Raw genomic sequence first — 26852 nt, forward strand, 5'->3', positions numbered from 1 at the left:
GCTCTCCGATTTCGAGGAGGCGGAGGGTGGCCGTGCGCACCAGGTCGGCGGCTACTCCGACGCCCTGCGATCACCGATCGAAGTCGCGGCCGCGTACGAGGCTGGGCTGAAACCAAAGGATCCCGGCTTCGCGGCGGAGGCCTCCCATAACTTCACTCGGCGATCTCGGCCAGGTAGGCGCGGATCGGCGCGGCGGTCAGCGCGCCGATCGGTCGCCGTGGTGGGCGGCGAACTGCATCAGGTCGCCGCGGTAGGCGCGCCGGGTGTGCGCGGAGGCGCTGGCGTTGGCCAGGTCGGTGAGGAAATCGTCGAGGTGCGCCGCGAGCGGGTGGGCACGGCCGAGCTGCTCGATGATGACCGGATCCAACGTGCCGCCTCCACTGTCCGCGAAGTTGCCAGATAACCGGGAAGCGAAGCCCCCGCGTCGAACGACAGTCGCCCAGCTCACGCCCGGCCGATGATCGCTATCTTGCCGGATAACCGAGATTATCCCTTAACTCTCCCCGCAGGGCCGTGCCCGGCTCGCTCAGTTGTCCGGATTCGGACGGCCTTTCGAGGGTGACCGGCATGCGTGCTGGGAGGACGCTGAGGTTCACAGGCAGACCTCTGGCGCTAGGAGAAGTCCAGAACATGGCCAAAACCACCGGCAACGCCATGAAGTACTACTACTCCAACACGGAGTACCCCGCCGACCCCGACGGAATCCTCACCCCGACCCTGTGCCCGTCCAACGAGAAGTGGCCCGACGGTCATGTGCTGGCCGCCTCAACCCTGTCGAACAAGGACGGGATGAACGACCCGACCGGTGCAGGCTACTTCCCCTGCGTGCATGATGGCAGCCTGCAGGCGCTCGTCCCCGGTCATATCACCGGCAACACCTGCACCGTCTACGCGTGGGCCACCGGCGAGAGCATCTCCGGCGGCTGGCACCCGGGCGAGGTCGCCTACATCCTCACCGAGAACCTCGTCTTCGACTACCAGGTACAGGTCCAGATGGGCACGGTGCAAGGGGCGGGGACCGACGCCGACGTCTACATCGCCCTGCAGGGCGCGAACGGATCCACTAGCCCGCAACTGCTCGACAGCGACGACACCAACGACTTCGAGGCCGGCGGGCTGTACACCTACGACCTGTACCACGTGGACAGCGTGGGCGCGCTGACCAGCATCCAGATGCACCACGAGGGCGGGGCGAGCGCGTCGGAGATGTACGTGGAGTGGATCAAGGTCACCGACCGGACCCTCAACACGACCACCACCTTCGGCTACGACAACTGGATCAACAACGACCAGACCGTCACCATCCATCCGACCGGCTCGCCCACCACCTACCACGTCGTCGCCCACACCGGTAACGAGAACAAGGGCGGGACCAACTCCGACATCTACATCACCCTGTACGGGACCGAGGCCACCAGCCGCGAGTACGAACTGGCCACCAGCGGCAACTCCTTCGAGCAGAACGCCACCGACACCATCGACCTGAACGGCGTGCCCTCCGTGGGAACCCTCACCAAGATCAATATGAGGTCCAGCGGGACCGGGTCGGGCGCGGGCTGGTACCTGGACACGGTCCAGGTCACCGATCAGAGCACCGGCCACTGGTGGAAGTTCACCTTCGACAGGTGGTTTGACACCGACGGCTCCGGGCTCTCCCACGACGCGACTCCCAGCAGCTCCGGCTGACCCACGCAACCCGACCTCAGCCACTGGCATTAGTTCTACCTCCGCCAGATCGCTGACATTCTCGCCGCACTTCACGACCGCAGAGAGCTACTGACAGAACTTGTCGCTGACCGCTGTCAGTTTTTCGACGCTCAACAGCGTGCCGGGCCGGCGCGCGGCCGACTGTCCAGTCCGGAGCCGACGAGCGCAGCGAGGAGGCGCAGGACTTGACCGGCGGCAAGCGTCGGCCACACTGCACGCCCGGGGCGAGACGGCCCCCTCGCCCGCTGGGGTGCCCGGGGTTTCGTCGCGTGAGTTCGGGGCGCGGCCGCCGCAACGAAATCGGTGCGGGTTTCGTCGCTCGCCGGCGCCCGCCGCGGTGGACGACGAATCGCCGCGCGGCCTCATCCTGGGGATCCGGCCGTTTCCGCGCGGGCCTCGTGCTCCTGGCGTACGGTGCTGATCTTGGCAGCCAGGCGCTTGAGTCCTTCGTCGTCGAGCATGCCCGCCCGGCCGCCGCTCGCGGGTGTGGAGACCTCCACGGCCATCGCCTTGACCGGTCGCCAGTCCGGTGACATCCGGGCGAGCATCTCCAGGGCCAGGCGGCCGTTGGGCGGGGTGGTCTGCACGATCAGGGTGCCGTCGGGCCGCAGGACGCGCCGGGTCTCGATGCCGCCGACGGCATCGGCCATCGCGGCGTTGACCAAGATGGCGCAGGCCTTCGCGCGCGCACGCATGAGGGCCTCCCGAAACTCCCGGTACCGGGGTGGTGCGTCGTCGTCTTCGCCGAGCTGGCGCCAGCGATGCACCGTCGTCTCCCCGACCCCGGCCAGTGCGGCGGCGGTGGCGATGGGGTGGCCGGCCTCCAGGGCCGCGACGAGGTCGGCCTGCACCTGGGGAGTGAGTTTGGACGGGCGTCCCATGTCACCGGTTCCCTGCGGCGGGTGAGGGGAGGCCGAGCAGGTCGGCGAGTTTGGCCGTGGGGATGAGGATTTTCCGGCCGACCCGGATGGAGGGGAGGTCGCCGCGGTGCACGGCGTCGTAGGCGGCATCGCGGTGCACGCCCAGCACGAGGGCGGTCTCGGCGACGGTCATGGTGGCCCGGTCGGGCAGAGCGGCGATCACGGGGCCGATCTTTACCGGATTCGGCCGTTTACATCAGCTCCCGATCCACCACAGCGAGCCGTATCGGGCCAGGGCCGTCCTCTACTGGCGGCCGGCTACGCCACCCGGCTGCGCGGCCAGGACGCGGCCGGGCGCTTGTGCCGGCAGAGCAGGCTGCACCGGCTGCCCGAACCCACCTTGGCCCGCGTGTAGTCCAGCGCCTGCTCAGCGTCGGCGCCGTGACCGAGCCGCCCATCCCGCCAGGACGCAGTGCCAGGTGGGCGGTGTGACCGAAGTCCTGTTTAGGCAGTACGACCTGCATCAGCCCCTCAGGGCCACCTCGGCCAAGATTGAGGGCCTGGTAGCTCAGTGGGATGCCGACGCCTTCCTCAAAGCGTCCGAGCACGACCTGATCGACAAGCTTGTGGAGGAAGGCAGCGCCCACTGCCCTCAGCTGCCGCGCGACCAAGCACGGATGCCGGAGATGGCCGAGGTCGACATCGAGGTCCACGACCGCTTCTTCGGCGAGACGGCGACCCGTCGCGTATCGCTGTTCATGCTGGTCGTCCCCTACACCGGAGAGAAGGACGTCTTCTACTGCCGCCCGTCGACCTGGACCTCGGTCGCGCCACGAGTGCAGTCGCTCAACACGAGGGAGCTCCGGCTGGAGGTGACCGGGCAGTTCACCGACCCTGCCCAGCTCAACAACCGCTTCACTGAAGAACTCGACCGGATCGATCAGTACCTGGCCTGGTGCCGTGAGGAGATCGACCGGCACAACGCCGCCCTGCCGGCTTTCGTCACCGGTCTGGTGTCGGCGCGTAAGCAGAAGCTGCTGGACGGCCGGAACCTCCAGTCGCAGATCGGGTTCCCCGTCCGGCGCCGCCCCGACGCCGGCACCTACAGCATCCCGGTCACTCGCAAGACGGTATCCCCGCAGCGGCTGCCCCGGCCCGGCCTCGGCGTAAAGCTGCGGCCGCTGGCGGGCCTCACCTGCGGCTTCTACGACTGCTGGACAGCCGGCACCGTATGCCTTGGCTATTCCGCTGCGTGGGCGAGGACGAAGTGACGGAAGTTCTCCACTGCCGGTGGGCGGGTGCGATCCGCGACCCATACCAGGCCGATCCTTCGTCGTGCGCCTGCGATCTCGCGTTCGGCGACCCCCGCTACCGCGTCGCCCGGTGGGACCACCGCCACGCCCAGCCCGGCCGCGACCAGGCCGCGCAGCGTGCTTGTCTCTTCTCCCTCGAAGGCGATCTTCGGGCGGATGCCTGCCTCGCGGAACAGGTTCTCGATGATCGAGCGCAAGCCGTACCCGTGCCTCAGGACGATGAACGGCTCGTCCGCCACCTCCGTCAGGCTCACTTCCCCCTGCTCCCTCGCTCCCGTGACCGCCAGGCGGTGACCGGCCGGAACGGCCAGTCTCAGCCGTTCCGTCGTCAGCAGATGCCACGCCAGGCCCTCCGGGCGAGGGCTAGTGATCGCCATATCCGCGTGCCCCTGGACGACTTGCTCCTCGATGCGCTCGGCGCTGCCCTGCATCAGCCGGAAGTCCACCCAGGGGTGCTCGGCCCGGTACGCGCGGAGCAGTTCCGGCACCAGCACGGTGCCCTGCGTGTGCAGGAAGGCCAGGCCAACCTCGCCGTGCTCGGGATCGGCGGCCTGGGCGAGCGCTTGCCGGGCCGCGTCTTCGGTGGCGACCAGGCGCTCGGCGTGCTCACGGAAGATCGCGCCGTACGCGTTGAGCCGGAGCGTACGGCCCTCGCGGTCGAATAGAGGCGCGCGCAGGTCACGTTCGAGCCGGGCGATGGCGCGGGAAAGCCCCGGCTGGGAGATCCGCAGCTCCTCGGCCGCCCGCGTGACGTTGCCGGTCTCCGCGACGCGGAGGAACCAGCGCACCGTAACCAGATCCATGCGTAGCAAGCATAGTTCTTACAAATAACTCTCATTGGACGTATCAGCGCACCATGTCGCATTGTGGAGAGGACATGGTTTCCTCACTGGTATCCACGCTCTCACCGGAAGAACGGCACCGTCGCGACTCCCCCGGGCTGCGCCGGGTCAACCTGGCCCTGTTCGTCGCCGGGCTGACCACCTTCATCTCGCTCTACAGCGCCCAGGCGTTGCTGCCCGCACTCTCCCGGGCCTTCCACGTCTCGCCGACCGGCTCCAGTCTGCTCGTTTCCCTGGCCACCGGGACGCTCGCCCTCGCGGTGATCCCGGTCAGCGCGCTGTCGGAGCGGTTCGGCCGTACGCAGGTCATGCTGATCTCCTCAGCGATCGCGGTGCCACTCGGCCTGCTGATCCCGCTCTGCCCGTCGTTCCCGGAGCTGGCGGCGGTGCGCGCCCTGCAGGGGATCGCCCTCGCCGGCGTTCCCGCGGTCGCGATGGCCTATCTTGCCGAGGAAGTCCACCCGGAGGCGTTCGGCGGCGCCATGGGCCGATACATCGCCGGCAACACGATCGGCGGGCTGGCCGGACGGCTGCTGCCCGGCTTCGTCACCGACCTGGCAGGCTGGCGCTGGGGACTCGCCGCGACGGCGCTCGCCTCGGCGCTGCTCACAGTGGCGTTCTGGGCCCTGCTGCCGCGCTCGCGGTTCTTCACGTCCTCGCGGCCGGGCCTCGGCGGGCTGCTGCGCCATCTGCGCGACCCGGGCATGCGCCGCCTGTACGTAGTCGGCCTCGTCCTGATGGCCACCTTTGTCACCGTCTACAACTACCTCGGGTACCGCCTGACCGCGGCACCGTTCGGTCTGCCGCAGGCAGTCGTGGCGCTGCTGTTCATCATGTACCTCGCCGGCACATTCAGCTCGCCCACGGCAGGCTCGCTCGCCGACCGAATCGGCCGCCGGCCGGTGCTCCTAGGCGCCTGCCTGGTCACCGCGGGCGGCCTGCTGCTGACGCTGCCCGATTCGCTGCCGGCCGTGGCCGCCGGACTCCTGATCATGACCACCGGCTTCTTCGCCGCGCACTCGGTCGCCAGCGGCTGGGTGGGACGGCGCGCAGCCACCGCGAGGGCCCACGCGTCCGGGCTCTACCTGTTCTTCTACTACCTCGGCAGCAGCGTCGGCGGATCGGCGGGCGGCCTGGCCTACGAGCACGGACGCTGGCCGTCGACGGTCGCGTACGGTCTGGTCCTGCTCGCAGTCGCCTTCGCGGCGGCGCTCGGGGTGCGCGTTTCCGCGGGAGAGAAGCGCACCGCCCCCTCCCCGAGCCCCGACAGTCAGTGATGGATGCAAAACCGCTCACTTCGTCGACCACCTCGCCATCGGCCCGGCCGGTGTCTACGTCATCGACTCCAAGAACTGGAACCGCGGCCGTCGCGTCACCCGGCGCGGCCGGTACGTTCACGTTGGAACCACCTGGGGTGACAACGTCACTCGCTCGGTCGTGTACGAGTCCACAGCGGTCGCTACGGCCCTGCGCGCCGCGATCGTTATCTTGGGTTGTTGACCTCGTCTCGCAGGTCAGAGCGAGATGATCTTTTCAGGTACGTAAGGCACGTTGGTCGGCTCTCCAGGCACGTTGGACCGTATGCGTGTCCGGTGTTCCACCGAAACTTCTTCTGGCGTGGGACAGAACCCGGGGCAGCATGGGGCAGGCCGGTAGCGATCGCAGGCGACAGTTGCACTCCGCACCGGGGCCGATCGTGGACTCGGCGGTGGATTTCGGGCTGGCCCTGGCTTCGTTCTTCCCAGGGTCCGGCCTGCCCGTTTACCTGGTGCCGCGCGTACGGGCGTTCCTCATGGTGGATTCCGCGGCAGGCTGAGGGTCAGGATGGTTCCGCCTCGGGGGGCGTTGGTCGCGGTGAGAGTGCCGCCGTGCAGGCGCGCGTTCTCGGTAGCGATGGCCAAGCCCAGGCCGCTGCCGTCGGTACGGGTACGGGCGGCGTCACCTTTGGTGAAGCGGTCGAAGACGTGGGGCAGCAGGTCGGCGGGGATGCCGGGCCCGTCGTCGGAGACGATGACGGCGATCTGGTCGGTATCGGCCCGAACCTGGACGAGCACCGATACCGCCGTGCCGCAGCGCGTTGCCGACGAGGTTGGCCAGGATGACATCGACGCGGCGCGGGTCGAGCCGGGCGCGCAGCCCAGGGGGAACATCGGTGCGGACCCGGTCCCGCCAGTGCCGCAGCGCCAGCGTCTTGCCGATGAGCTCGCCCACGTCGACTTCGTCAAGGTTCAGTACGGCGACGCCGGCGTCGAAGCGGGACACCTCGATCAGGTCCTCTACCAGGCGGCTGAGCCTGCGTGTCTCGTCGGAGACGAGTTGCAGCGCCTCGGCGGTGAGTGGCGCGAGGCGGCCGGAGGCGGCGTCGGCGTCGAGGACTTCGGTCACGGCGGACATGGCCGCCAGCGGGGTGCGCAACTCGTGGGAGACGTCGGCGGCGAACCGGCGTGCCCGCGCTTCCATGTCGCGCAGCGCGGCCGCGTCGGACTGGAGCGTGGCCGCCATGGTGTTGAAGGTACGGCCGAGGTCGGCGAGTTCGTCGTCGCCGGTGACGCGTACGCGGGTGTCGAGACTGCCGCCCGCCATCCGCTCGGCGGCCGTCCGCAGCCGCTGTACCGGTCGCAGCAGTCTGCGCGCGGCCAGTGACTACGGCATCGACCTCGACGACCTCGACCCCGCCCACAGCCTCACCACCGACCCCACCGTGGTACGGCTGCGCCAGGCCGCGAAACTTCTCGGTGAAGAGGTCTGGATCGCGGTGAAACTGCCCGGATCCTACGAGGGCGACGACGACCTGCCCGAGGGCGCCGCGGCCCGACGCTGGACCACCGTGGCCCTGTACCCGGACGAGCTGGGCTGGCTGCGCGAGGCCCTGGCCCTCAACGCCGCCGACGACCACGACGACGAAGACGAACCGGAATTGCTCGCCTGAGAGGGGCGCGATTGGTGGATTTCGTCCCTGTGACGGGGGCCCTACGCAGAGCCCACACAGGGCCCACACGAAGCGCACGCCGGACCGCGTGCCTCCACACGCAGCGCTCTGATGAGAGGGTGTTTTCGATCCCCCAAGTGATCTTGAATCGCGCCCGGAGTGGAGCTAAAGACCTTGCATGCCAGGGATTTTCACGTATCGTGATCAAGCGCATGCCATATGTTGGTGGACCGCATCCCGCCGTTGTCCCGTACGTCTCGTGCGAGGGGAAAGCGGACCATGCCGACCATGATCGGGCGCATCACCCAGGAGCGTTACGACCAGCTCTCGCCCGCGGGCGAGAGCTGGTCGGTCATCCGGCGCGCCGCAGGCCGCCTGAGGCTTGTCTAGCCTGCGGCGCGCCGGATCGGCATCCAGGTGGGAGCCGGGACGCCGGTCAAGAAGTCGCCTACCAGCCGGGCGCATAGCTCGGGCCTCTCGTGCAGAAGCAGGTGAGAGGTCTGCGGCACGACGGCCAATTGCGCCGCGGGCAGCGCCCGATACATCTGCAGGGTGTGCTCCAGGGTGACGATGTCGTCGTCGGCGGCCATGACCAGCACCAGGCAGGTGACAGCGGCCAGGTCGTCCACGGTCAGCGGCCGCTCCTCGGTCACCGACCGGGCCACCTTCGCCATCACGACGGGAAAATGGTCCGCCCCGTCCGGTGACACCTCAGCATAGGCGGAAATCAGCGGCGGCGGAGGCGGAGCGTCAGCGCTCGGCCGCAGGATCATCCCGTCAGGATCGAACCCACCGCTGATCAGGACGAGCCGGTCAACCAGGTCGGGACGGCGCACGGCGGTCCACAGCGCCACGATCGCCCCGGCGCTGTATCCGGCCAGCCGCACGGGACCGCCGACCGTCTTCTCGATGAACGCCGCGGTGTCGTCCGCGAACGCCTCCATGGAGAACGGTCCCGGCACGTCAGGCGTGCGGCCGTGGCCCCGGCGCTCGGGGAGCAGCAGCCGGAACCGCTCGGCCAGCGCGTCGAGATTACCGGTGAAGTCCCGGCTGTCGGTCAGGCCCCCATGCAGGAGCACCAGCGGGTCTCCCGCACCGCGCTCGTCATACCACGTGTGCACGCCGTTCACATCGATGTAGTTGGCCATCGTGCCGCTCTTTCCCTTCGTCGCGTGTAGGTCTCTGAGACTGATATGACGCAGCGGCCGGAAACTCATCGCACCTTGCCCAGCAGAGCTGATGCCGAACGACTTTGTGGCAGCCACGGGACGGAACCCTGGTAGATCCCGAGTGTTGAAGCGGGCTGCCGCCCCACCACCCTTAGAGGGGGCCGGCGACCTGCCCGAGTGCGGCGGTCAGGATCCAGACGGTCCAGGAGATCGCCGCGCTCCGGTGGGGCCACCGCCGCAGCTAAGAACGGGGCGCCGGTCTCGGCGATCGCCCGCCATGGCCGCTGGTCGGAGAAGTCCCCGGTCGTGCACGGCTGCATCCGGGCCGCCGACAAGTGGCGTGACAACCCCATACGAGGAATCGGTGGACCCCGAGTTGTAGCCCCGTCACACTCCTCATCCGGAATCGTCCGGTGCTCGAAATGTCAGGGCGGGTTCCGGGACCGATTCCATGATCTTCGAAAAATGCTGATTTTTTGACGGCCGTGGTGACCTGAGGGGCGACTCGGGGAAAGCGGTTGTAGCGTGGGCCAGCGATCGAGCATGCGTCTGCGCATCATCGCGGTAAGGCCGCCGATGCCCGCGAAATCGGCGCTGTCGGCCGTGATTTCGCCGACGACACCCAGACGGTGCAGCAGGCGTTGGCGGGCGGTGGCCGTGCCCCAGCGCCAGTCACGGTGAGTCGCCCTGGCCAGATGGTCGGTACCGTCGCGACGGGCCCGTTCGACGAGGGCGTCGCCGCGCAGCAGCCAGCCGGTGCACGCATCGGCGAGGTCACCTTGGGGTTCGGCGCCGGTGGCGGCGCGCCAAGCCACACGGTATGCCTCCTCGGCGCGGTGCAGCAGCGGTGAAGGTGTGGCGGCGGCACACCAGCAGGTCGGGAAGGCGATACGCAGGTAGGCCAACTCGGTCAATCCGTTGCCCAGCGCGGCCTGCTCGAAATCGACGAAGCGGACTCCGTCGCGGGTGTACAGGTCGTTTCCAGGACAGGGATCCCCGTGCAGCAGCGCGTTCCCCGGCGCGTGGCCGAGCCGGTCGAGCACGCCGTCGAACTCCGCGTGAACCGTCGGCGGTACCGTGACGCCGAGCCGGTCGGCCAAACGGAGAAATGCGTCGAGATCACCGGGTCCGGGCGGGGACCAGCGCGGTAGCGTCCCGGCGTCGGCGGCGTTCGTCGTCGCGTGCAGCCGGGCCAGCGCCGCCGCGTAGTCGACAGCCCAGCCGTCGGCCGGGTCGTCGGCGTCAAGATGTTCCAGGACCAGGATCCGGTGCTCTGGGTCAGTGCCGAGGATCTCGGGCACCAGGGGCGGATCGGCTCGCGCGGCGAGTCGCAACGCGGTTACCTCACGCTGGAAGCGCAGGTCGGCGTCCGTACCACCGACGATCTGTTTGATCACCGCGGTGGTTCCGTCCATCTCGGCACGCCACACGCGCGAGCGTGGACTGCTGGTCAGTCGGCGCAGCCGGGTCACGGGACCGAGCAGAGCCCGCAGGTGCCGCTCGGCCGAGGGCCTCGACCATCCCATGTGCCTGTCCCCTTGTCGCGCATCGTCCTGACTGCTCTTTTCTTCCTGCTCCTCTGTTCGTTCTACATCGGCAGCGCCAACACCGCTCCCCGCGACCCGGGCGGCCCAGCCGCAGCCGGTCCGGGTGCGCGCCGAGCGCGTCGACGACAGGCTCCCGGCCCGGCGCCGCAGAAGCACCGGCCGCGCCCTGCCGCCCGGTGCCTCCTGAGGCGATGAGCGATCTACGACGCGGCCCGATGCTCCCCTACCGGCCACCGGGCACCCCCGATACCGGAAGGCCGGTGGTCGCTCCCCCGCTGGCCAGCGATGTCGGCCCCATGACGCGGCCGGATCGGCTGCACCGCGCCGTCACCTGAGGCGACCCTCCGATCCCGGAGGCGGCCTGCTGCCTGACCATCAACCGCCACAGCGGACGTCTCGACCCTAAGCAGGCTGTGCCCGTCGATGCGGCCGACCCGGTGCTGCCGTGCCCGGTCGGCGGCTGCCGGATGCGCGCCTGGCCACCCGGCCCCCGCACCACATCCAAGTGTGCGACCGACAGTGATCGTTTACGCCTGGGTCTGGGTCTTCTGCTTGAGGCGTTCGTAGGGGGTCTGGCCGCCGAGGCCGCCGTGGGGTCGATGGTAGTTGTAATGTCCTCCCATTCGCGCAGCTTGTCGTTGAACACCTCGGCGTCGTCGATGACGACACCCTCCAGCATCCGGTAGAACTCTTCGGCGTCGATGCGGTGTGAGCGCTCGACCTTGCCGTTCAGCCGCGGAGTGCGCGGTTTGATGTAGGTGTGGGCAGTTTTAGAGGCGCCAAAGTCCAGATCATCCTGCCCGCCCACACCTCGGGCAGAGCACAGCGCGTCCAGGTCGATGTAGTCGCTCGTGCCGCGCGCTCCCTCATCGCCGAGGCCAGGCGCCCGGTGACGTTGCCGGCGTTGACCGGCCGCCGCCGTGAGACCAGGGACAACAGCGCCGACAGTGCCAGGGCGGCGCCGAAAACGACCGTGACGCCCAGCGTGCCGCCGATCAGGTTGGCACCGGCCCAGGCCAGCGCCCCCACATGGCAAGAATTCCTCGGTCTCCGAACGCCGCACAGTCTCCCCGGGGTCTGCGGCCGGTCGTGACGGCCCGCAATGTCAGGCGGAGCGGGTTCAAGCCGGTTCGCCTGCGCCGGAGGCGGCGTGTTCACCGGCGATGTGGGCGAACACGCAGGTCGCGCTGATGCTGGCGCCTCCGGCGGGGTAGGCGTGGCCCATGATGGAGGCGGTGGCGTTGCCGGTGGCGTACAGGCCGGGGATGGGGGTGCCGTCGTGGTCGAGGACGCGTGAGTGCTCGTCGCACAGCAGGCCTCCGCTGGTGCCGACGTCGCCGGGGAAGATCTGGACGGCGTAGAACGGGGCCTTGGTGAGGGGGCCCAGGCAAGGGTTCGGGCGGTGGGTGGGGTCGCCTTGGGATTGTTCGTGGACGCCGCGCCCGCGGTGGAAGTCCTCGTCCACGCCGGTGGCGGCAAAACCGTTGAACCGCTCGACGGTGGCGGTGAGCATCGCCGGCGAAAGGCCGCACTGCTCGGCGAGCCCGGCGAGGGTGCTGGAGCGTTTGAGGTGGCCGCCGACGATCCAGCTTTTGGGGGTGAGGCCGGGGGGCAGCATGCCGAGCAGGTAGCGGGAGCGGTGCCGGTTGTCGAGGATCAGCCAGGACGGTATACCCGTGCCGGTCTCGGCCTCGCGCTGGTACATGCGGCGGCCGGCTTCCATGGCGGACTCGGCCTCGTTGAAATACCGTTCGCCGCGGCCGTCGACGATGATCGAGCCGGGGCGAAATCGTTCGGGCAAGACCATGCCCAGGCCTCCGTCGGGCTTGCGGAAGACCGGCACCCACCAGGCCTCGTCCATCAGGTCGGTGGCCGCGCCGAGGTCCATGGCCAGGCGGATCGGGCCGCCGGTGTCTTCGGGGGTGGCCAGGCTCCAGGTTCCGTCGGCGGGCCGGTCTGCGCCGTAGCGGGTCCGCATTCCGGCGTTGCGGGCGAATCCGCCGGAGGCGATCAGCACCCCGGCGCGGGCGCGTATCCGCAGCGGGGCGCCGTCGCGCCGCACGACGGCGCCGACGATCCGGTCATCCTGGCGCACCAGTTCCTCCAGGGACGTCCCGGTCCACAGCGGCACTTCGCGGCGCTGCAGCACCTCCAGGAGCCGGGCGGCCAAGGCGCCGCCGTTGGAGGTCATCCGCCTGCCTTGCAGCAGCGCCGCCGCCGTCCGGATGCCGACCCGGACGGCTTTGAGCAGGCTGCGGGCGCTGACCCGGAACAGGGTCAGGGCGCCGGCTTCGCCGGTCCGGACCACCAGCGGCGCGGCGATCGCGGGGCGGAGCCTGCGGCTGAGTTCGCCGAGCCGCCGGGTGTCGAACAGGTCCGCCTCGATGGCCCGGCCGTTGACGACCGCGCCCGCGATCTCGGGGATTCCCGCGTAGTAGTCGCTGTTGCCCTCGCACAGCACGAACTTCACGCCTTCGCGCTCCAGTAGCCGGACCATGTCGGCGCCCCGGGTGATGAAAGCGTGGCGGCGGGCGTCGGAAGAGGCGGGCCCGGCGTCGCCGACGACGGAGGCGAAGTGTTCCAGCGCCGCCTCCGGCGAGTCGTGCAGGCCGTGCCGTCGCATGATCGGGTTGTCGGGCAGCCAGAGCACGCCGCCGGAGACGCCGAGTGATCCGCCGATGAACTCCGAGCTTTCCACCACCAGGACGTCCAGACCCGCCGCGCCGGCGGCCACCGCGCCGGCCAGCCCACCGCCGCTGCCGACGACCAGGAAGTCGGTCTCGTAGTCCCAAAGCATGTCCATCTGCCTCTTTCCGTGCTTGGCCTGGGCGGTGTGTCAGATCTGCGCTGAGCCGCCGTCGACGTAGAGGTTGGCGCCGGTCATGTAGCCACTGTCGGGGGTGGCGAGGAACAGCGCGACGGACGCGATGTCCTCGGGCTGCCCGACCCGGCCCAGGGGGATGCCGGGGGCGAGCATCGCGTAGAACCCCTCGGTGTCGTCCTGGTCGGGGGCCGCGGCGGCCAGGCCGGGGGTGGCGATCGCGCCGGGCGAGATGGTGTTGACGCGGATCTTGCGGCCCTTGAGCTCGTTGGCCCAGGTGCGGCCCAGAGAGCGGACCGCGGCCTTGGCCGCGGAGTAGAGGCCGAAGTACTCGCTGCCGCCGCCGGCCGCGACCGATGACAGCAGGATGACCGAGCCACCGTCGTTGAGCAGCGGCAGCGCCTTCTGCACGGTGAACAGCGTCCCGGCGACGTTCGTGCCGAAGATCCCGTCGAAGGACTCCCGCGTGACGTCCTGCAGCCGGGACAGCCCGCCGCCGCCGGCGTTGGCCACGACGACGTCGACCCGGCGGCCGTCGGCGGCGATCCGGTCATAAAGCGCCTCCAGCGCCGCCGGGTCGCAGACGTCGGCCTGGACGCCGGTCGCGTTCGCGCCGATCCGGGCGACCGCCTCGTCGAGTTCGGGCTTGCGGCGGCCGGTCAGGTAGACGTGCGCGCCCTCGTCGGCGAACCGCTCCGCGATCGCCAGGCCGATACCGGAGGAAGCGCCCGTGACGACGGCGGTCCTGCCTGCGAGCTTCGACATGATCCCCTCCAAAGGGGGTGTGGTGCACCGGGACAAGGCCCCTGCGACCAGTGGATGAGCGGGCGGGGCCGGGCCGGGAGACACGGGCCGGACGTGCGCGACCCCTGGACGCCACGAAACGTACACGACTGTACGGATTAGGGGCAAGTTATCCTTCGACCATGCTGCAGGACACCGAGCGGGCCCCTCGGCGCGATGCCGTGCGCAACCGCGCACGGCTGCTGGACGCCGCCCGCAAGACCTTCGCCGAGCATGGCCTCGACGTACCGCTGGAGGAGGTTGCCCGAACCGCCGGGGTCAGCCGGACCACGCTCTACCGCAACTTCGCCACCCGCGAGGAGCTCGCCGCCACCGTGTTCGAGGACAACGTGGCGCGGATCGAACAGCGCTCACGGGAACTGGAGGGCCGCCCCGGGGCCGTCGTCGAGCTGTTCGACTTCGTTCTGGGCCTGCAATTCGAGCACGGCGGCATCGCGCACATGCTCTCCCAGGCCGGCGCCTCGTGGTTCTCCACCCTCGCCGGGCGGACCGCGTCCGCGTTCGTCCCCCTGCTGGAACAGGGCCGGGGCGAGGGCATCGTCCACCCCGACGTCTACGTCTGCGACGTGATCCTCGCCTACCAGATGGCCGAGGGCGCCATGGACGACGCCGACGGCGACAGGCGCGCCGAGAACCACGACCGGATCCGCGCCATGCTGCACCGGTCCCTGTTCCTCACCGGACGGCCCTCACCCACCTGAGGCCCTGCGGGCCGATCCCTCCTCCGTGGCACCGCCGCGTCCTGTCCTCACGGGCCGGGTCCTGTCACGGCCCTACATCCCCCTGTCAGTCCAGGGCGAGGGGCACGGGCGGGGACCGATTTCGGAGGCCGTCCCAGCCTGGGCGCCCTGCTGGACAAGGCCTTCGCCGCCGTCACCTGCCGATAGCACGCCGGGCCGCCCCTGGCCACTGCCGGCCAGGCGTCGAACGGCGGATCTCGCCTGACTCAGGGTGCGAGCGTCACGGAGGGGTGGGCGTGGAGGAGGTGAACTGGGTGGCGAACAGGCTGCGGTGCAGCATGCCGTGCACGGTGTCCTTCACCTGCGGCCAGTCCCGGGCGTCGCTGGCGGTCACGGCGGCTCCGGCCATGTGGAGGGCCAAGAGCACGTCCTGCTCGGTGATCTCACGCCACACGATGCCCGTGGCGCGGCCGAGGTCGAGCAGCGGAGCGAAGGCCGCCGCGGTCCGCGCGGACAGATCCACCACCCATCCGGCCTCGGCGCGGCTGCCCAGGTAGACCAGGCCCTTGTGCTCCAGTTGTAGCGCCAGGATCTCGTGGAACAGCTTGACCGCCCCGTCGACGACGCCGTCGAGCTGCCGCGCGCGCTGCTCGATGTGGGCGACGTTGTCCTGCAGGACGATGGCGATCAGCTCGTCGCGCGTCGCGAAGTGCCGGTACAGGGTCATCCGGCTGACCCCCGCGGCCCGGGCCACCTCCTCCAGCGCCGCCTCGGGCCCCTGCTCGGCGAAGACCCGGCGGGCGGCCGTCAGCAGCTGTTCCCGGTTGCGTGAGGCGTCGCTGCGCAGTGACCGGCCGGAAGCTGAAGACATACCAGCAGGCTAGCGGAGCGCCTGATCAACGCGATAAACGTGCGTTCGTGCACTATTAACGGAAGGCTAAGCGACCCTCAAGATTGAGGCCGATTGACTTTCGTCTGGGGTTTTGTGCGTTTTCTGTGGTCGACCAGAGGTCTTACGTTCTGGGCGTCACGGCATCTAAGGCGCACTAAAGTATACATGACTGCACGTTTATAGTGTGGTGGATCACTTCGTCCCGCGACCGACCGGCCGCTGGACGAGCCGGGTTCCCAGTGCGTGCCGCTGGCGCCCGGCCCCCTCGGGAAAGGAAGACATCCATGCAAGGACTCGACGACAAGGTCATCGTCTTCGCCGGCGCCGGTGGCATCGCCACCGCGACAGCAGGCTTCCTGGGTCAGGGCGGCGCCAAGATCGTCGTCAGCGACATCAGTCTGGCCTCCGCGGAACAGACCGTGCGGGCCTGCACGGCCGCTGGCGGCCAGGGCGTCGCCACGACGGCCGATATCTCCGACGAGGCCCAGGTCAAGGCATTGATCGATCTTGCGCTCAGCACGTATGGGCGCATCGACGGGCTGTTCAACGTCGCGGCGAACATCGGCGTCGAGGAGGTCGCGGCCGACACCAACGTGGTCGACATCGACCTGGCCGCCTGGCAGCGCACCCTCGACGTCAACCTCACCGGATACCTTCTCACCTGCAAGCACGCCATCCCGCACATCATCGCCGCGGGCGGCGGAGCGGTCGTCAACACCATCTCCAACGCCGTCTACGCCGGCATGGAGGTCAGCGTCGCCTACCAGGCCACCAAGGCCGGCATCAGCGCCATGACCCGCCACATCGCTCGCAAGTACGGCAAGGACAAGATCCGCGCCAACAACATCTCGCCCGGCCTCGTCCTCACCGAGCAGACCAAGCGCAATCTGCCCGAGGACTACCGCGAGATGATCCTCACCACCACCCCGTCCTGGCGTCACGGCGAACCCGCCGACCTCGGCGCCATGACCGCTTTCCTCCTGTCCGACCTCGCGGCCTGGGTCACCGGCCAGACCATCTGCGTCGACGGCGGCACCACCATGCGCGCCTGACCAATCCCCGGGCCGGAAGCCCCGGCCCGGCCCGGTACGCCTGTCCTGCCCCAGCTCCCTGAACCGTCCTCGCCGGACGTCTCTCCGGAAAACGATGCCCCGAGCCCATAACCGTCAGGAGACCCTCGTCCACGCAGGAGCCCAGGAGTCCCTTCTTCCGCCAGAAGCGATACAGCAGTTCGAGGCCGGTCCTCGCCGCCCACCTCTACCGCTACCGGCTCGTGGCCTACTGCTGCGTCGGCTTGCGGCTGATCGACGCCCGGGCGATCATCGGCCCGCCTGACGTGTGGTTGAGGTTACCCAACCGAGATTGGTGGACCCGACCTGCGACGTAGCGAAAAGGCCCGCCTTCGTGACTTCCGTTCCAGTGGTCGTCATCGGCATCGCCTCACGCCGGGTGGTGGGCTGGACCACTGCTGATCACCTGCGCACCGAACCGGTGGCCGAGGCCTTGTGCGCGGCCTGTCACCAGATCCCATTGCCGAGCCCCGCAGGGTCTCGGGTCTGCCGGCGATCCCCCCGATCGGGTGTATCGCCGTGCGCCACCCATTGAGATGCTGCCGGACACCACACGATTCCCGCACATCAGGCCCGAGCGACGCGCCTGAGCGGCATGAGGCGGAAGAGGAGAAGTTATGACGGCAAGAGGGCTTCTCGGACCCGCAGGGTTTGAGAACGCGCGCTCGTTGTGCGATGTGCTGCTTCGCACGACGACGGCGAACCTCTGGGAGGCCGCGCCACACTCCCTGTTCAACGGGTTCGCTCCCGAGGATCGCGAACGCGACACAGAAATCCAGCGCCTCATCGAACAGCACATCGGCGCGCCGACCCCGAAGGAGGCCTGACATGAGTGTCATCACCACGGTCCGAGGCGACATCGCCCCTGAGGACCTCGGCTACACCAGCGTCCACGAGCACCTCAACGCCGACGGCACCCTGATGCGGCAGTTCGTCGAGCGCTACACCGGTTCGGCGCTGCCCGCCGAGATGGGCGCGCTACGGGTGGACAATCTCGCGTTCCTTCGTGAGTTCGGGGCCGCGAGCTCGCGGGAGTGCGAGAGCGCGGGCGACGTGGACTTCACGACCGCCGAACTCGGGTTCTTCAAGCAGGTGGGTGGCAACGCCGTCTGCGACGCCTCACCGCTCGGAATGCGCGGTGACGTCCGTGACCTGAAGGCCGCGTCCGAGCGCGCCGACGTGCACGTGCTCTTCGCCACCGGGCTCTACGTCGCCGGCTCGCGTCCCGAGGGGTTCGACAACCGAAGCGAGGACGACCTCCGGGACTTCTTCACACGCGAGGTCGTCGAGGGCGTCGGAGATACGGGCCTGCGACCGGGGTTGCTCAAGTGCGGGCTGTCGGCGGCCGACCCGGCGGCCGAGCTGCCCGAGACGGAACTGATCACCCTGCGTGCGCTCGGGCGGGTCTCGGCGGCGACGGGGCTGAGCCTTCATGTCCATACCTCGTTCCCGATGTCCCATGCGCAGGTGCTGCAGGGCGTCGAGGTCGCACTTGCCACGGGAATGTCGCCGGACCGGCTCGTGATGATCCATATGGACTCGTTCCTGCGTCCCTGGGACGCGCTCACGAAGTACGTCGACGACATGTCCGCGGTCAGGAACGTCTCGACCGAGTTGCAGCGCAAGGTGCTCGATCAGGGAGTGAACATCGGCTTCGACTCCTGGTCGGCGACGACGGCGATCCTTCCGGACGACTACGACCGGTTGAAGGGTCTCGTCGATCTTCTGCGGGCCGGGAACGGCGACCGCATCGTCCTCGGCCACGACACTTTCACCAAAGCGCACAGCAAAACGTGGGGCTACTACGGCTTCACCCGCTTCCCGCAGTTCATCCCGCCGATGCTCGCGCAGCTCGGGTTCGCCGACGAGGTCTACCGCAAGCTCGTCGTCGACAACCCGGCACGCATCCTTAGCCACTGAATCAGTCGAACGAGATCACAGGACCATGACAGCAGGACCGCGGTCTCCGCCGAGCGCATCCCCGAGCGGGGAGCAAGCCGTTGACAGATAAGACACCCGTTCGGGGCTCACAGCAGGAGGATCGATGAGACGCCTTCGACAAGACGACGTCGATGGGCATCAAGCAGATCGTGACGGCCTCTGCCGACTACCGCCCCGCGTGGAGACCGCCATCATCATCGGCCTCGCCCCTGAGCCGGCCACATCGCCACGTGCCGGGCCGCTGACAGAGCAGCGCCCCGGAGGGCCGATCGCGGGGCTGTCCAGGCCGATGACGTTGGGGTCGGACCAGGGCGCGGTCTCGGGTTTCTCCAGATCCATCTCAACCGCGCGCGCCACACACCTGATCACGCAATCGAGCGTAAGCCGTAACTTGCACGTGCTAACACCCCCACGTACGCTCCAGTGAACTAGCACGTGATAGGTGCATCGTAGTGAGGAACCCATGACAAGTGACGAGACACACCCGATGCTTCACCTGCCCGCCCGGGACATCCCGGTGCCCACGTCGATCAGCGAGGAGGCCCAGGCCGTACTGGCTCGTGGCCCGCTGGGACCGGCGCCCGACTATCCGTCGCCGGAGGATCTGGACGGCTGGCGCAAGATGATCGCCGACGGCGACGCGGCGTCGGCGCAGATGCTCGGCGGCCTGTTCTCCGCCGTTGCGGACAACGTCGAGAAAAAGGATCTCGGAGGCTTCCCGGTGTACATCATCACACCGGAGGGCGTGTCGCCCGACGATCGCCGCACTTACCTGGACATCCACGGCGGCGCCTGGATCTTCGGCGGCGGGGCGATGTGCCGTGGCACAGGAACCTCCACCGCTGCCATCGTCGGCGCACGGGTGTGGGCGGTGGATTACCGCATGCCGCCCGACCACCCCTACCCGGCGGCGTTGGACGACTGCCTGGCCGCCTACCGGGCTCTTCTGGAGGAACGCCGCCCCGAGGAGATCATCGTCGGCGGCGCATCGGCGGGCGGCAACCTCGCGGCGGCCCTGATGCTTCGCATTCGCGACGAGGGGCTGCCGCTGCCCGCCGCCCTGGTACTGAGCACCCCGGCCACCGACCTGACCGGAGCGGGAGACACCATACACACCAACCTCGGGCTCGACACCGTGCTGCCCGACCGCGCGGAACCAGCGGCACGCCTGTACGCCGGTGATCACGACATGAGGGACCCTTACCTGTCACCGGTGTTCGGCGACTTCACCAAGGGATACCCGCCCACCGTCCTGCTGACGGGTACCCGCGACCTGCTGCTGTCGGACACCGTGCGCCTGCACCGGGCCCTGCGCGCCGCTGGCGTGCCGGCCGAACTGCACGTATTCGAGGCCGCGGGCCATGGCATTTTCCTCGGGCAAGCGCCGGAAGACCGTGAGCACGCACGCGAGATCCGCAGTTTCGCCGACCGGCACTGGGCAGCCTGATCAGGAGAGTGACGATAACCGACAGTACGCGCCCCAGCCCGCAGGTACCCGCGCTTCACATCCCCGTGCCCGCTGCTCGGCGCTGAGGAGTCGCCGCCGTCCCAGCCAGGGCCGGGACGGCGGAGTCCAGGGACGCACGGATGGCCGACTCCACGCGTACCAAGCCGCGGCCGAAGAGCCGTTGTGCCCGCAGTCCGTCGATGAGGGCCAGGGGCATGGTCGCGAACGCCTGCGGGTCGTGTTCCGATCGCGGTTCACCGTGTTCGGCGTCGCCCGGCAACACGTCGTCACCCGTACTCCAGCCTGTCGCCCCGGTGGCCGTGCGTTGTTGACACGACAGCGAACAACCGAGCGACATCATCTCCAGCGCTGTCCACGCTGGGCGTGGAGGACGGCGACTGACCGTCAGCCGTCCGAGAGGTCTTTTCCGGTGCGAACGTGGTCGCCTCTCCCGGAGAGGAGGCGGCGCAACCAGCTCAGCCGGGCGGCACGGGCATCCCGGGAGATCACCGCCTGCGGAGCCGGCGAGCCTGCTCGCCCGCCGCCGAATACGGCGTGGGCGGGGGCGAGCGCCATGTGGCGGAGACGATCCGCGCGATCTACCTCACCGGCAGGTATCGGTGCTTCCGCGCCCAGTTAACTACCACATGCCACCAGCCTTCGAGTCGTGCCAACGGTCCGCCCTGGAGAGGTCAGCCGTTCCCGACGGTGGATTCACGTGCCACGAGGGTGGCGTCGGAATCGAAATCCCGGTGCGGCAGAGGGCGACCGTCGGCGACGTGCAGGGCTACCGCGGCGAAATAGCGGCCGAGGCCGGCGGCGTCGATGCTCACGCTGGAGATCGAGGGGACGAACACGGCCGCCAAAGGAATGTCATCGTGGCCGATCACAGCCAGATCACCGGGCACGGACAGGCCCGCGCGGATCGCGGCGCCCACCATCATGGCCGCGACGTCGTCGTTGTAGGCCACGACGCCGGTCACACCGGCCTTGTGCCAGTGCCGGACCGCGGCGGCGGCCGAGTCGCCTCGGTACTCAATGGCCCGCACGTCGAGGGGATCGAGGCCGAGCCTGGCGGCGGTCCGCTGGGCGGCACCCGCCCGAGCCTGGAGGAGCGAGGACGCGCGCGGGTCCGCGGTCGCCGCGAAGGCGAGGTGGCGGTGGCCCAGATCATGCAGATGCTCGACCTGCAGTGCCGGACCGGCGATGATCGTGGGTGCCTCGTCCATCGTCTCGGACTGCCCGGGATCCGGGATGATCTTGGTGACGCCGCAGGCGCGCATCGAGGCCGCTTCCTCGTCGCTGAACGGGCCGATCCCCAAGACGACGTCCGGGGTAAGCAGCTCCCATAGGGGCCGCGCCCGGCTGACGGGCTGGCGTGCGTAGACGGCCAGGGAGTAGCCGGCCTCGTCCAGTGCGAGCGAGGTCTCCTCCAGGTACTGGCGCAGCCGGTACTCCATCTGCAGGTCCGGCAGCACGACAAGGATGATCTTGCTGCTGCCGCGCCGCAGGTCCTGCGCGGCCCGGTGCGGCCGGTAGCCCAGGCGTTCGGCCTCGGCGAGCACACGCCGCCTGGTGGGCTCGGAGATCGTTTGCCCAGGCGTGTTGTTCAGCACGAATCCGACCGTGGCGCGCGAGACGCCCAGCGAGCGCGCAACGTCCGCGGCTGTCACCCGCTTGCTCGCGTTCTCACCCAACCGGTCTTCACTCCGTTTCGCCGTCGCCACCCGCTCACCGGATGAGATTGTAGCTTGCACGTGCAAACCGCGAGGCGTACGCTCCTACCCAACTAGCACGTGCTAGGAAGCGAACCCGTGGAGTCTCGATGAGCCCCAAAGACCCGCCTGCCACCCTGGCCCCAGCGTCATGTGGCCGAGGGCGCGGCGGCCTGGCGTTGCCGGAGGAGGAAGCGCTGGATCTTGCCGCTGGGCGTCTTGGGCAGTTCGTCGATGAAGTGGATCCGGCGGGGGTAGGCGTGTGCGGCGAGGCGGGTCTTGACCAGCTGCTGCAGTTCGCCAACGAGTGCGTCACCGGTGCCGGTGCCGGGTTGCGTGACGACGTAGGCGACGACGACCTCGCCGCGCAGTTCGTCGGGTTCGCCGACGACGGCGGCTTCGGCCACGGCCGGGTGTTGCAGCAGCGCGCTCTCGACTTCGAACGGGCCGATCCGGTAGCCGGCCATGAGGATCACGTCGTCGTCGCGGGAGCCGAAGGTGAGGCAGCCGTCGGAGTCCTTCGCGGCGATGTCCCCGGTGTAGTACCAGCGGCCGTCGGCGCTGAACCGCTCGGCTGTCCGGTCGGGGGCGTTGCCGTATCCGGTGAACCACATCAGCGGGCTGTCGGGCACGTTGATCGCGACCCTGCCCACCTCGTTGGTGGCGGCGACCTCATCGGCGTCGGGGCGGAGCACCTCCACGCGCCACCCGGGCAACGCTCGGCCCATCGAGCCGGGCTTGACGGTGGCCAGGAGGTCGGGGTGCCAGGCGTTGACGACGGTCATGCCGGTCTCCGTCTGCCCGTAGTGGTCGCGTACCGGCAGGCCCAGCTCGCGCCCGGCCCAGGTGACCACGTCCGGGGTGAGCGGCTCGCCCGCCGAGGAGCAGCGGCGCAGTTTCAGGTCTTTCGGCACGGGGACGTCGGCGTTACGCAGCGCGCGGTACACGGTGGGGGCGGCGGCGAAGTTGGTGACGCCGAAACGAGACAGCACCTGCCAGGTCAGCTCCGGCGAGAAGCCGGCGCGCAGCAGCAGACTGCGCCGGCCGGACGCGAGCGGGCCGACGACCGCGTAGTACAGCCCGTAGGCCCAGCCGGGATCGGCGGCGTTCCAGAACACGTCCTCGCTGGTGTGATCGAGACCGAGCACCTGGTAGGCGTGCACCCCGGCCAGCGCGCGCAGCGACACCGGCACGCCCTTGGGTGTGCCCGTGGTGCCGGAGGTGAACAGCTCGACCAAGATGCCGTCGCCGCCGACCGCGACCGGCTCCGGGACCGGCCTGTCGGTGGCGAGCAGGTCACCGAAGGACACGTCCTGCCCGGTCGCCTCGCCGGTGGTGATGATCGTCCAGCCGGGGTCGGCCGGGATGTCGTCGCCGGGGTCGAGCTTGGCCCGCTGGGAGGGATCGACGACGATCGCCGTGGTGTTGTTGCCGGTGACGCGCAGGGCGATGGCCGGCGGCGCGAACGCGGTGAACAGTGGCACCTGCACGGCGCCGAGCCGCCAGATGCCCAGCAGCACGATCACCAACTCGGCCGACTTGCCCATCAGGGTCGCGACCCGGTCGCCCGCGGACACCCCGAGCGCCGCCAGGCCCGCCGCGAATCGGCCGGACGCCTCCTCCAGCTCGCCGAACGTCACGTCCCGGCTCGACAGATCAGGCTCGATCACGGTGAACGCCACGGCACCGGAGGGGTGCCGACGGCAGAGAAGCTCGACGGCGTTGGCGTCCGGCTGGTCGTAGACGCTCAGCAGCTCGGACACGATCCGCTCTGGTGCAGACATGGAAGGCTCCCTGGGCGCTGGGGAATCGAGGATCGCTGTCCGAACTATCCAGTCCGTCACGCCGTATCGGCTACCCCCGAATGGAGGTGATCGGATGCCGGCCGATCGAGAAGCCGCCGAGGTTCGGCACACGCTCGCCGTGCTGCAGCGCGGCGCGCGGTTCCCGCTCGTCTTCGGCGGCGTGGTGGCCCGGGAGCGCGAGCTGCGGGTGAGCACGCTGCTCGGGAACGCCGGCGAGTCGTTGCGCGGGCTGCTGGTGCCAGGCGGGCGTGGCGTCGGCGGGCGGGCGCTGGCGACGCGGCGGCCGGTCGCGGTCGGCGACTACTACACCAGCGACGCGATCAGCCATGACTTCGACGAGGTGGCGCGGGCCGAGTCGATCCGGTCACTGGTCGCGGTACCGGTGATCGTGCGCCGTGTCGTGCGGGCGGTACTCTACGGCGCGGTCCGCGAGATGGGCCTGCTCGCCGACGTGTCGATCGGCGCGGCCGTCAACGCCGCCCGCGACCTTGAGCAGGAGCTCGCGATCCGTGACGAGGTCGAGCGACGGATGGCCGAGCTCCACGCCCACGCCGCGTCGGCCCTCTCGTCGGCGTCGTCGGCGGAACGTGAAGCGCTGCGCCGCGGCCACGCCGAGTTACGAGCCATCGGCAGCACCCTCACCGACCCCGAGCTGCGGACGCGAATCGACGCGGTGTGCGCCACGCTCACTCTCACCGCCGCCCCGAGCGACAGGCACACCCCACGGCTGTCACAGCGTGAAGTGGATGTTCTGGCGTGTGTCGCCATGGGATGCACCAACGTCGAGACGGCGCGAGCCCTCGCGATCGGTCCGGAAACGGTCAAGAGCTACCTGCGCAGCGCGATGAGCAAGCTCGACGCGCACTCGCGGGTGCAGGCCGTCAACGCTGCCAGGATGATCGGCCAGCTTCCGTGAGCGATCAGTTCGAGCGGGCCCAACAGGTGTCGACGAACTGGCGCACCTGCCGGTCGACCTCTCCATCCTCGGGAGCTGTGCCGAAGAACCCTCCGTGGGGCGCGGCCTCGAAGATGTGAAGTTCAGCCGGAATCGCCGCCGTTCGGAGCGCGCGGTGCATGCGTACGGCATTGGAAAGGAAGACGTCGCGAGTGCCCGCGGTGAGCAGCGTGGGTGGGAAACCCTTGACGAAGTCACCGAAAAGCGGCGAGAGGTATGGGTGAGCCAGGTCGTGGCCGTCGGCGTAGAGAAGGTTGACGGGGATCAAGCTCTGGCTGCCGACGATGTCGACGGCGGCGTTCGTCTGAAAGGAATCGCCCGACTCGGTGAGGTCCAGTTCGGGGGTGAGAAGCACCGCGGCGGCGGGTAGCGGCAGGCCCTCGTCTCTGGCCCGGAGGATGAGCGCGGCCGCGAGGTTGGCGCCGGCCGAACCACCACCCACGATGACCTCATCGGGGCGGTGATCGCGCAGGATCGCCCGATAGGCCGAGACACAGTCGTCGAGCGGGGTGGGGTAGGGGTGGTCGGGAGGCATCCGGTAATCGACGGCCCACGTACGCGCGCCGACCTGCCCGGCTGTGGCGATGGCGTTCAACCGGCACGTTTCCCCGCCGCCCTGGATCAAGGCACCGCCGTGGACGTCCAGGAAGACCCGCCGGTCGTCTCCGAGTGTTCCGTCGGGTGTGACCACATAGACGCGCGTGCCCTCTGCGTCGATCTCCGCGATGTCGGCCGCCACCCGGGAAGCACGCTGCTCGTACATCGGCAGCATCGCGTCCTCGGTCGCCGCGATCGTCTTCCGCCATGCGTCCAGGTCATCGAGGGATGGGCGCGGCGATGTCCGCATCAGTCCCTGGGCGAGGAAGGCCTGTGCCTGGGCGCTTACCGATGCGGGAACGGGAATGTCCCGGGCCGGCACGTGCAGCGCCGGAGGTGAACCATCAGCCATCATTGATCGCCTTTCTTGCTGTCCCGTATCAAGAGTGGGCGGCGAGCCAGCGTCCCAACCACCCCAGAACGGGGGTGGTGCGCTCACCGGGCGTGATCGATTCTGTCGTGATGACCGGCTTTCTGCGGGCCGGCCTCCGGATGACGTCGCCCTCGAGCGGCTGCGGGCGTCGGACGCGGTGATCGCGGGACACACCACGACGCCGATCCGCACTACCGACGGCGGCTTCTTCGCCAAGGACGAGCAGGCAACACCCGCGGCGGTCTTCGCTGCGCCCAGCTCGACGTTCCCCGGGCGCAGCACCTCTCCAACCTGCCCAACACCGCATAACGAAAGGAAGAATCACAGTGACGACGACTGACGGGACACACGCCGCGATGCACGTGCCCGCGCGGGACATCCCGGTGCCGGCCTCGGTGAGCGAGCAGGCGCGGGCGTTTCTGGCGATGGGCATGGTGCAGCCGCCGACGCAGTGGCCACCGGTCGATGATCGACAGGCTTGGCGGATGCTGATAGCGGAGCGGAACGCGATGGTACCGGCGGAGGCGGCCGGGCCCATGGTGGCATCGTGCTTCGGCATGGCCGACACCGGCGTCAACGCCGAGGTCGAGGTCATCGACGTCGATGGCGTGACCGTCTACGTGGCCACGCCTGACGGCGTCACACCGGACGATCGCCGGGCCTACCTTGCGATCCACGGCGGAGCCTTCATCCAGGGCGGAGGGGAGCTGTGCCGTCCGGGAGCCATCATGACAGCCGGGGTCGTCGGCGCGCGTGTGTGGGCTGTCGACTACCGGATGCCGCCGGACCACCCGTTTCCGACCCCGCTCGACGACTGCCTGACCGTCTACCGCAGGCTGCTTCAAGAGCACCGTCCCGAGGAGATCGTCGTCGGAGGTGTCTCGGCGGGGGCCAACCTCACCGTCGCCCTGCTCCTGCGGGCCCGGGACGAAGGGCTGCCGCTACCGGGTGGAGCAGTGGTGGAAACCGTGCCCGCCGACTGCACCCAGACCGGTGACACCCTGGTGACCAACAAGGGAATCGACATCACGTTCGCCGACGATCTGACCCCTGTCATCGAGCTGTACGCCAGCGGCCACGACCTGCGCGATCCGTACCTGTCACCACTGTTCGGGGACTTCACCAAGGGCTTCCCGCCCACGATCCTCACCAGCGGCACCCGTGACTTCCTGCTCTCCGACACCGTGCGCCTGCACCGGAAACTGCTGGCGGCCGGCGTTCCCGCGCAGTTGCACGTCTTCGAGGCCGCGCCCCACGCCATGTTCCTCGGCATGGCGCCAGAGGACCACGAGCGGGCGCGGGAGATTCGCCTGTTCGTCGACAAGCACGCTGCCCAACGGTGACATCGCCGTGAGTGGCCGTCGTCTCCGCCAGGGGGAGACGAC

28 protein-coding genes and 2 pseudogenes are annotated in these 26852 nt (G+C 69.2%); 13 read left to right on the forward strand and 17 right to left on the reverse strand.

All coding sequences use genetic code 11. The annotated features are described in order from the left end of the window. Window positions 1-196: 196 nt before the first annotated feature. Entirely contained in the window at window positions 197-367 is a 171-nt protein-coding gene (locus ABZU75_RS33985; protein ID WP_355563318.1) for a site-specific integrase, read from the reverse strand. Between the two features lie 263 nt (window positions 368-630). Here ABZU75_RS33985 and ABZU75_RS33990 point away from each other — a divergent pair, with 263 nt between their 5' ends. After that, the gene (locus ABZU75_RS33990) at window positions 631-1686 is read left to right on the forward strand and encodes a PLAT/LH2 domain-containing protein (RefSeq protein ID WP_355563321.1); all 1056 of its coding nucleotides are present in this window, start codon (window positions 631-633) and stop codon (window positions 1684-1686) included. A 383-nt stretch (window positions 1687-2069) separates the two neighbouring features. Here ABZU75_RS33990 and ABZU75_RS33995 read toward each other — a convergent pair whose 3' ends face one another. After that, window positions 2070-2588 (reverse strand): hypothetical protein, encoded by a 519-nt coding sequence (locus ABZU75_RS33995; protein ID WP_355563324.1) that lies wholly within the window; start codon window positions 2586-2588, stop codon window positions 2070-2072. A 1-nt stretch (window position 2589) separates the two neighbouring features. After that, window positions 2590-2790: a helix-turn-helix domain-containing protein gene (locus ABZU75_RS34000; RefSeq protein ID WP_355563327.1), complete on the reverse strand. Its 201-nt coding sequence runs from the start codon at window positions 2788-2790 to the stop codon at window positions 2590-2592. 265 nt (window positions 2791-3055) lie between these two features. Here ABZU75_RS34000 and ABZU75_RS34005 point away from each other — a divergent pair, with 265 nt between their 5' ends. After that, on the forward strand, window positions 3056-3838 hold the full coding sequence (locus ABZU75_RS34005) for a hypothetical protein (protein ID WP_355563330.1): 783 nt from the start codon (window positions 3056-3058) through the stop codon (window positions 3836-3838). Here the strand turns inward: ABZU75_RS34005 and ABZU75_RS34010 are convergent. Continuing rightward, complete coding sequence (locus ABZU75_RS34010) at window positions 3808-4683, reverse strand: LysR family transcriptional regulator (RefSeq protein WP_355563333.1); 876 nt, start codon at window positions 4681-4683, stop codon at window positions 3808-3810. The two genes, ABZU75_RS34005 and ABZU75_RS34010, sit on opposite strands and share 31 nt — an antisense overlap. Window positions 4684-4757: 74 nt before the next feature. On the opposite strand from ABZU75_RS34010, the gene ABZU75_RS34015 reads away from it, so the two are divergent. Together ABZU75_RS34015 and ABZU75_RS34020 are read left to right on the forward strand one after the other, a co-directional pair. Continuing rightward, window positions 4758-5999, forward strand: coding sequence for an MFS transporter (locus ABZU75_RS34015; protein ID WP_355563336.1), 1242 nt, complete (start codon window positions 4758-4760; stop codon window positions 5997-5999). A 31-nt stretch (window positions 6000-6030) separates the two neighbouring features. After that, a pseudogene (locus ABZU75_RS34020) lies at window positions 6031-6222 on the forward strand (hypothetical protein); the annotation flags it as partial. A gap of 290 nt (window positions 6223-6512) precedes the next feature. Here the strand turns inward: ABZU75_RS34020 and ABZU75_RS34025 are convergent. Then, entirely contained in the window at window positions 6513-6776 is a 264-nt protein-coding gene (locus ABZU75_RS34025) for an ATP-binding protein (protein WP_355563339.1), read from the reverse strand. After that, window positions 6661-7305 (reverse strand): HAMP domain-containing sensor histidine kinase, encoded by a 645-nt coding sequence (locus ABZU75_RS34030; RefSeq protein WP_355563342.1) that lies wholly within the window; start codon window positions 7303-7305, stop codon window positions 6661-6663. The genes ABZU75_RS34025 and ABZU75_RS34030 overlap by 116 nt, the downstream gene beginning before the upstream one ends. Here ABZU75_RS34030 and ABZU75_RS34035 point away from each other — a divergent pair. Further along, complete coding sequence (locus ABZU75_RS34035) at window positions 7283-7651, forward strand: hypothetical protein (protein ID WP_355563345.1); 369 nt, start codon at window positions 7283-7285, stop codon at window positions 7649-7651. The genes ABZU75_RS34030 and ABZU75_RS34035 overlap by 23 nt on opposite strands. A 386-nt stretch (window positions 7652-8037) precedes the next feature. Here ABZU75_RS34035 and ABZU75_RS34040 read toward each other — a convergent pair whose 3' ends face one another. Continuing rightward, window positions 8038-8799: an alpha/beta hydrolase gene (locus ABZU75_RS34040; RefSeq protein ID WP_355563347.1), complete on the reverse strand. Its 762-nt coding sequence runs from the start codon at window positions 8797-8799 to the stop codon at window positions 8038-8040. Between the two features lie 446 nt (window positions 8800-9245). Next, window positions 9246-10292, reverse strand: a complete 1047-nt coding sequence (locus ABZU75_RS34045; protein ID WP_355563350.1) for a hypothetical protein — start codon at window positions 10290-10292, stop codon at window positions 9246-9248. A 266-nt stretch (window positions 10293-10558) separates the two neighbouring features. Here ABZU75_RS34045 and ABZU75_RS34050 point away from each other — a divergent pair, with 266 nt between their 5' ends. Continuing rightward, entirely contained in the window at window positions 10559-10702 is a 144-nt protein-coding gene (locus ABZU75_RS34050; protein WP_355563353.1) for a hypothetical protein, read from the forward strand. 192 nt (window positions 10703-10894) lie between these two features. Here the strand turns inward: ABZU75_RS34050 and ABZU75_RS34055 are convergent. The 4 genes and pseudogenes from ABZU75_RS34055 to ABZU75_RS34070 all read right to left on the reverse strand — a co-directional run. Then, a pseudogene (locus ABZU75_RS34055) lies at window positions 10895-11124 on the reverse strand (integrase core domain-containing protein); the annotation flags it as partial. Then, window positions 11097-11396 carry a hypothetical protein gene (locus ABZU75_RS34060; protein ID WP_355563398.1) on the reverse strand — a complete coding sequence of 100 codons (300 nt, stop codon included), beginning with the start codon at window positions 11394-11396 and terminating at the stop codon, window positions 11097-11099. The gene ABZU75_RS34060 and the pseudogene ABZU75_RS34055, both read right to left, overlap by 28 nt. Window positions 11397-11487: 91 nt before the next feature. Further along, the gene (locus tag ABZU75_RS34065; RefSeq protein WP_355563356.1) at window positions 11488-13170 is read right to left on the reverse strand and encodes an FAD-binding protein; all 1683 of its coding nucleotides are present in this window, start codon (window positions 13168-13170) and stop codon (window positions 11488-11490) included. Window positions 13171-13203: 33 nt separating this feature from the next. Further along, complete coding sequence (locus tag ABZU75_RS34070) at window positions 13204-13953, reverse strand: SDR family oxidoreductase (RefSeq protein WP_355563359.1); 750 nt, start codon at window positions 13951-13953, stop codon at window positions 13204-13206. A 161-nt stretch (window positions 13954-14114) separates the two neighbouring features. On the opposite strand from ABZU75_RS34070, the gene ABZU75_RS34075 reads away from it, so the two are divergent. Then, window positions 14115-14693: a helix-turn-helix domain-containing protein gene (locus ABZU75_RS34075; protein ID WP_355563362.1), complete on the forward strand. Its 579-nt coding sequence runs from the start codon at window positions 14115-14117 to the stop codon at window positions 14691-14693. A 259-nt stretch (window positions 14694-14952) separates the two neighbouring features. Here the strand turns inward: ABZU75_RS34075 and ABZU75_RS34080 are convergent, their stop codons facing one another. Further along, on the reverse strand, window positions 14953-15543 hold the full coding sequence (locus ABZU75_RS34080) for a helix-turn-helix domain-containing protein (protein ID WP_355563365.1): 591 nt from the start codon (window positions 15541-15543) through the stop codon (window positions 14953-14955). 305 nt (window positions 15544-15848) lie between these two features. Between ABZU75_RS34080 and ABZU75_RS34085 the strand changes: the two genes are divergently transcribed. The 4 genes from ABZU75_RS34085 to ABZU75_RS34100 all read left to right on the forward strand — a co-directional run bounded on the left by ABZU75_RS34085 (window position 15849) and on the right by ABZU75_RS34100 (window position 20022). Further along, entirely contained in the window at window positions 15849-16616 is a 768-nt protein-coding gene (locus ABZU75_RS34085) for an SDR family NAD(P)-dependent oxidoreductase (RefSeq protein ID WP_355563368.1), read from the forward strand. A gap of 695 nt (window positions 16617-17311) precedes the next feature. Beyond that, entirely contained in the window at window positions 17312-17461 is a 150-nt protein-coding gene (locus ABZU75_RS34090) for a hypothetical protein (protein ID WP_355563371.1), read from the forward strand. A gap of 1 nt (window position 17462) precedes the next feature. Then, window positions 17463-18554 carry a hypothetical protein gene (locus ABZU75_RS34095; protein ID WP_355563374.1) on the forward strand — a complete coding sequence of 364 codons (1092 nt, stop codon included), beginning with the start codon at window positions 17463-17465 and terminating at the stop codon, window positions 18552-18554. Window positions 18555-19062: 508 nt separating this feature from the next. Beyond that, the gene (locus tag ABZU75_RS34100) at window positions 19063-20022 is read left to right on the forward strand and encodes an alpha/beta hydrolase (RefSeq protein ID WP_355563377.1); all 960 of its coding nucleotides are present in this window, start codon (window positions 19063-19065) and stop codon (window positions 20020-20022) included. Window positions 20023-20077: 55 nt separating this feature from the next. Here ABZU75_RS34100 and ABZU75_RS34105 read toward each other — a convergent pair whose 3' ends face one another. The 3 genes from ABZU75_RS34105 to ABZU75_RS34115 form a co-directional block, all read right to left on the reverse strand. Continuing rightward, window positions 20078-20305 carry a hypothetical protein gene (locus ABZU75_RS34105; RefSeq protein WP_355563380.1) on the reverse strand — a complete coding sequence of 76 codons (228 nt, stop codon included), beginning with the start codon at window positions 20303-20305 and terminating at the stop codon, window positions 20078-20080. Between the two features lie 409 nt (window positions 20306-20714). Then, window positions 20715-21719, reverse strand: a complete 1005-nt coding sequence (locus ABZU75_RS34110; protein ID WP_355563383.1) for a LacI family DNA-binding transcriptional regulator — start codon at window positions 21717-21719, stop codon at window positions 20715-20717. A gap of 167 nt (window positions 21720-21886) precedes the next feature. Beyond that, window positions 21887-23521: an AMP-binding protein gene (locus ABZU75_RS34115; protein ID WP_355563386.1), complete on the reverse strand. Its 1635-nt coding sequence runs from the start codon at window positions 23519-23521 to the stop codon at window positions 21887-21889. Between the two features lie 94 nt (window positions 23522-23615). On the opposite strand from ABZU75_RS34115, the gene ABZU75_RS34120 reads away from it, so the two are divergent. Continuing rightward, a complete protein-coding gene (locus ABZU75_RS34120; protein ID WP_355563389.1) occupies window positions 23616-24458 on the forward strand; it encodes a helix-turn-helix transcriptional regulator in 843 nt (280 codons plus the stop codon). Between the two features lie 4 nt (window positions 24459-24462). On the opposite strand, the gene ABZU75_RS34125 is transcribed toward ABZU75_RS34120, so the two are convergent. Next, complete coding sequence (locus tag ABZU75_RS34125) at window positions 24463-25749, reverse strand: alpha/beta hydrolase (protein WP_355563392.1); 1287 nt, start codon at window positions 25747-25749, stop codon at window positions 24463-24465. A 44-nt stretch (window positions 25750-25793) separates the two neighbouring features. Between ABZU75_RS34125 and ABZU75_RS34130 the strand changes: the two genes are divergently transcribed. Further along, the gene (locus tag ABZU75_RS34130) at window positions 25794-26810 is read left to right on the forward strand and encodes an alpha/beta hydrolase (RefSeq protein WP_355563395.1); all 1017 of its coding nucleotides are present in this window, start codon (window positions 25794-25796) and stop codon (window positions 26808-26810) included. Window positions 26811-26852: the final 42 nt, after the last annotated feature.

It is taken from the genome of Streptosporangium sp. NPDC005286, assembly GCF_040607515.1.
Lineage (GTDB): Bacteria > Actinomycetota > Actinomycetes > Streptosporangiales > Streptosporangiaceae > Streptosporangium.

Bases quoted from the DNA above. Each gene is read 5' to 3' on its own strand.
- ABZU75_RS34080 (WP_355563365.1), bottom strand. From the start codon at position 15,543: ATGTCTTCAGCTTCCGGCCGGTCACTGCGCAGCGACGCCTCACGCAAC.
- ABZU75_RS34085 (WP_355563368.1), top strand. From the start codon at position 15,849: ATGCAAGGACTCGACGACAAGGTCATCGTCTTCGCCGGCGCCGGTGGC.
- ABZU75_RS34100 (WP_355563377.1), top strand. From the start codon at position 19,063: ATGCTTCACCTGCCCGCCCGGGACATCCCGGTGCCCACGTCGATCAGC.
- ABZU75_RS34065 (WP_355563356.1), bottom strand. From the start codon at position 13,170: ATGGACATGCTTTGGGACTACGAGACCGACTTCCTGGTCGTCGGCAGC.
- ABZU75_RS34115 (WP_355563386.1), bottom strand. From the start codon at position 23,521: ATGTCTGCACCAGAGCGGATCGTGTCCGAGCTGCTGAGCGTCTACGAC.
- ABZU75_RS34050 (WP_355563353.1), top strand. From the start codon at position 10,559: ATGAGCGATCTACGACGCGGCCCGATGCTCCCCTACCGGCCACCGGGC.
- ABZU75_RS34030 (WP_355563342.1), bottom strand. From the start codon at position 7,305: ATGGCGGGCGGCAGTCTCGACACCCGCGTACGCGTCACCGGCGACGAC.
- ABZU75_RS34075 (WP_355563362.1), top strand. From the start codon at position 14,115: ATGCTGCAGGACACCGAGCGGGCCCCTCGGCGCGATGCCGTGCGCAAC.
- ABZU75_RS34010 (WP_355563333.1), bottom strand. From the start codon at position 4,683: ATGGATCTGGTTACGGTGCGCTGGTTCCTCCGCGTCGCGGAGACCGGC.
- ABZU75_RS34120 (WP_355563389.1), top strand. From the start codon at position 23,616: ATGCCGGCCGATCGAGAAGCCGCCGAGGTTCGGCACACGCTCGCCGTG.
- ABZU75_RS34095 (WP_355563374.1), top strand. From the start codon at position 17,463: ATGAGTGTCATCACCACGGTCCGAGGCGACATCGCCCCTGAGGACCTC.
- ABZU75_RS34040 (WP_355563347.1), bottom strand. From the start codon at position 8,799: ATGGCCAACTACATCGATGTGAACGGCGTGCACACGTGGTATGACGAG.
- ABZU75_RS33990 (WP_355563321.1), top strand. From the start codon at position 631: ATGGCCAAAACCACCGGCAACGCCATGAAGTACTACTACTCCAACACG.
- ABZU75_RS34070 (WP_355563359.1), bottom strand. From the start codon at position 13,953: ATGTCGAAGCTCGCAGGCAGGACCGCCGTCGTCACGGGCGCTTCCTCC.
- ABZU75_RS33995 (WP_355563324.1), bottom strand. From the start codon at position 2,588: ATGGGACGCCCGTCCAAACTCACTCCCCAGGTGCAGGCCGACCTCGTC.
- ABZU75_RS34015 (WP_355563336.1), top strand. From the start codon at position 4,758: ATGGTTTCCTCACTGGTATCCACGCTCTCACCGGAAGAACGGCACCGT.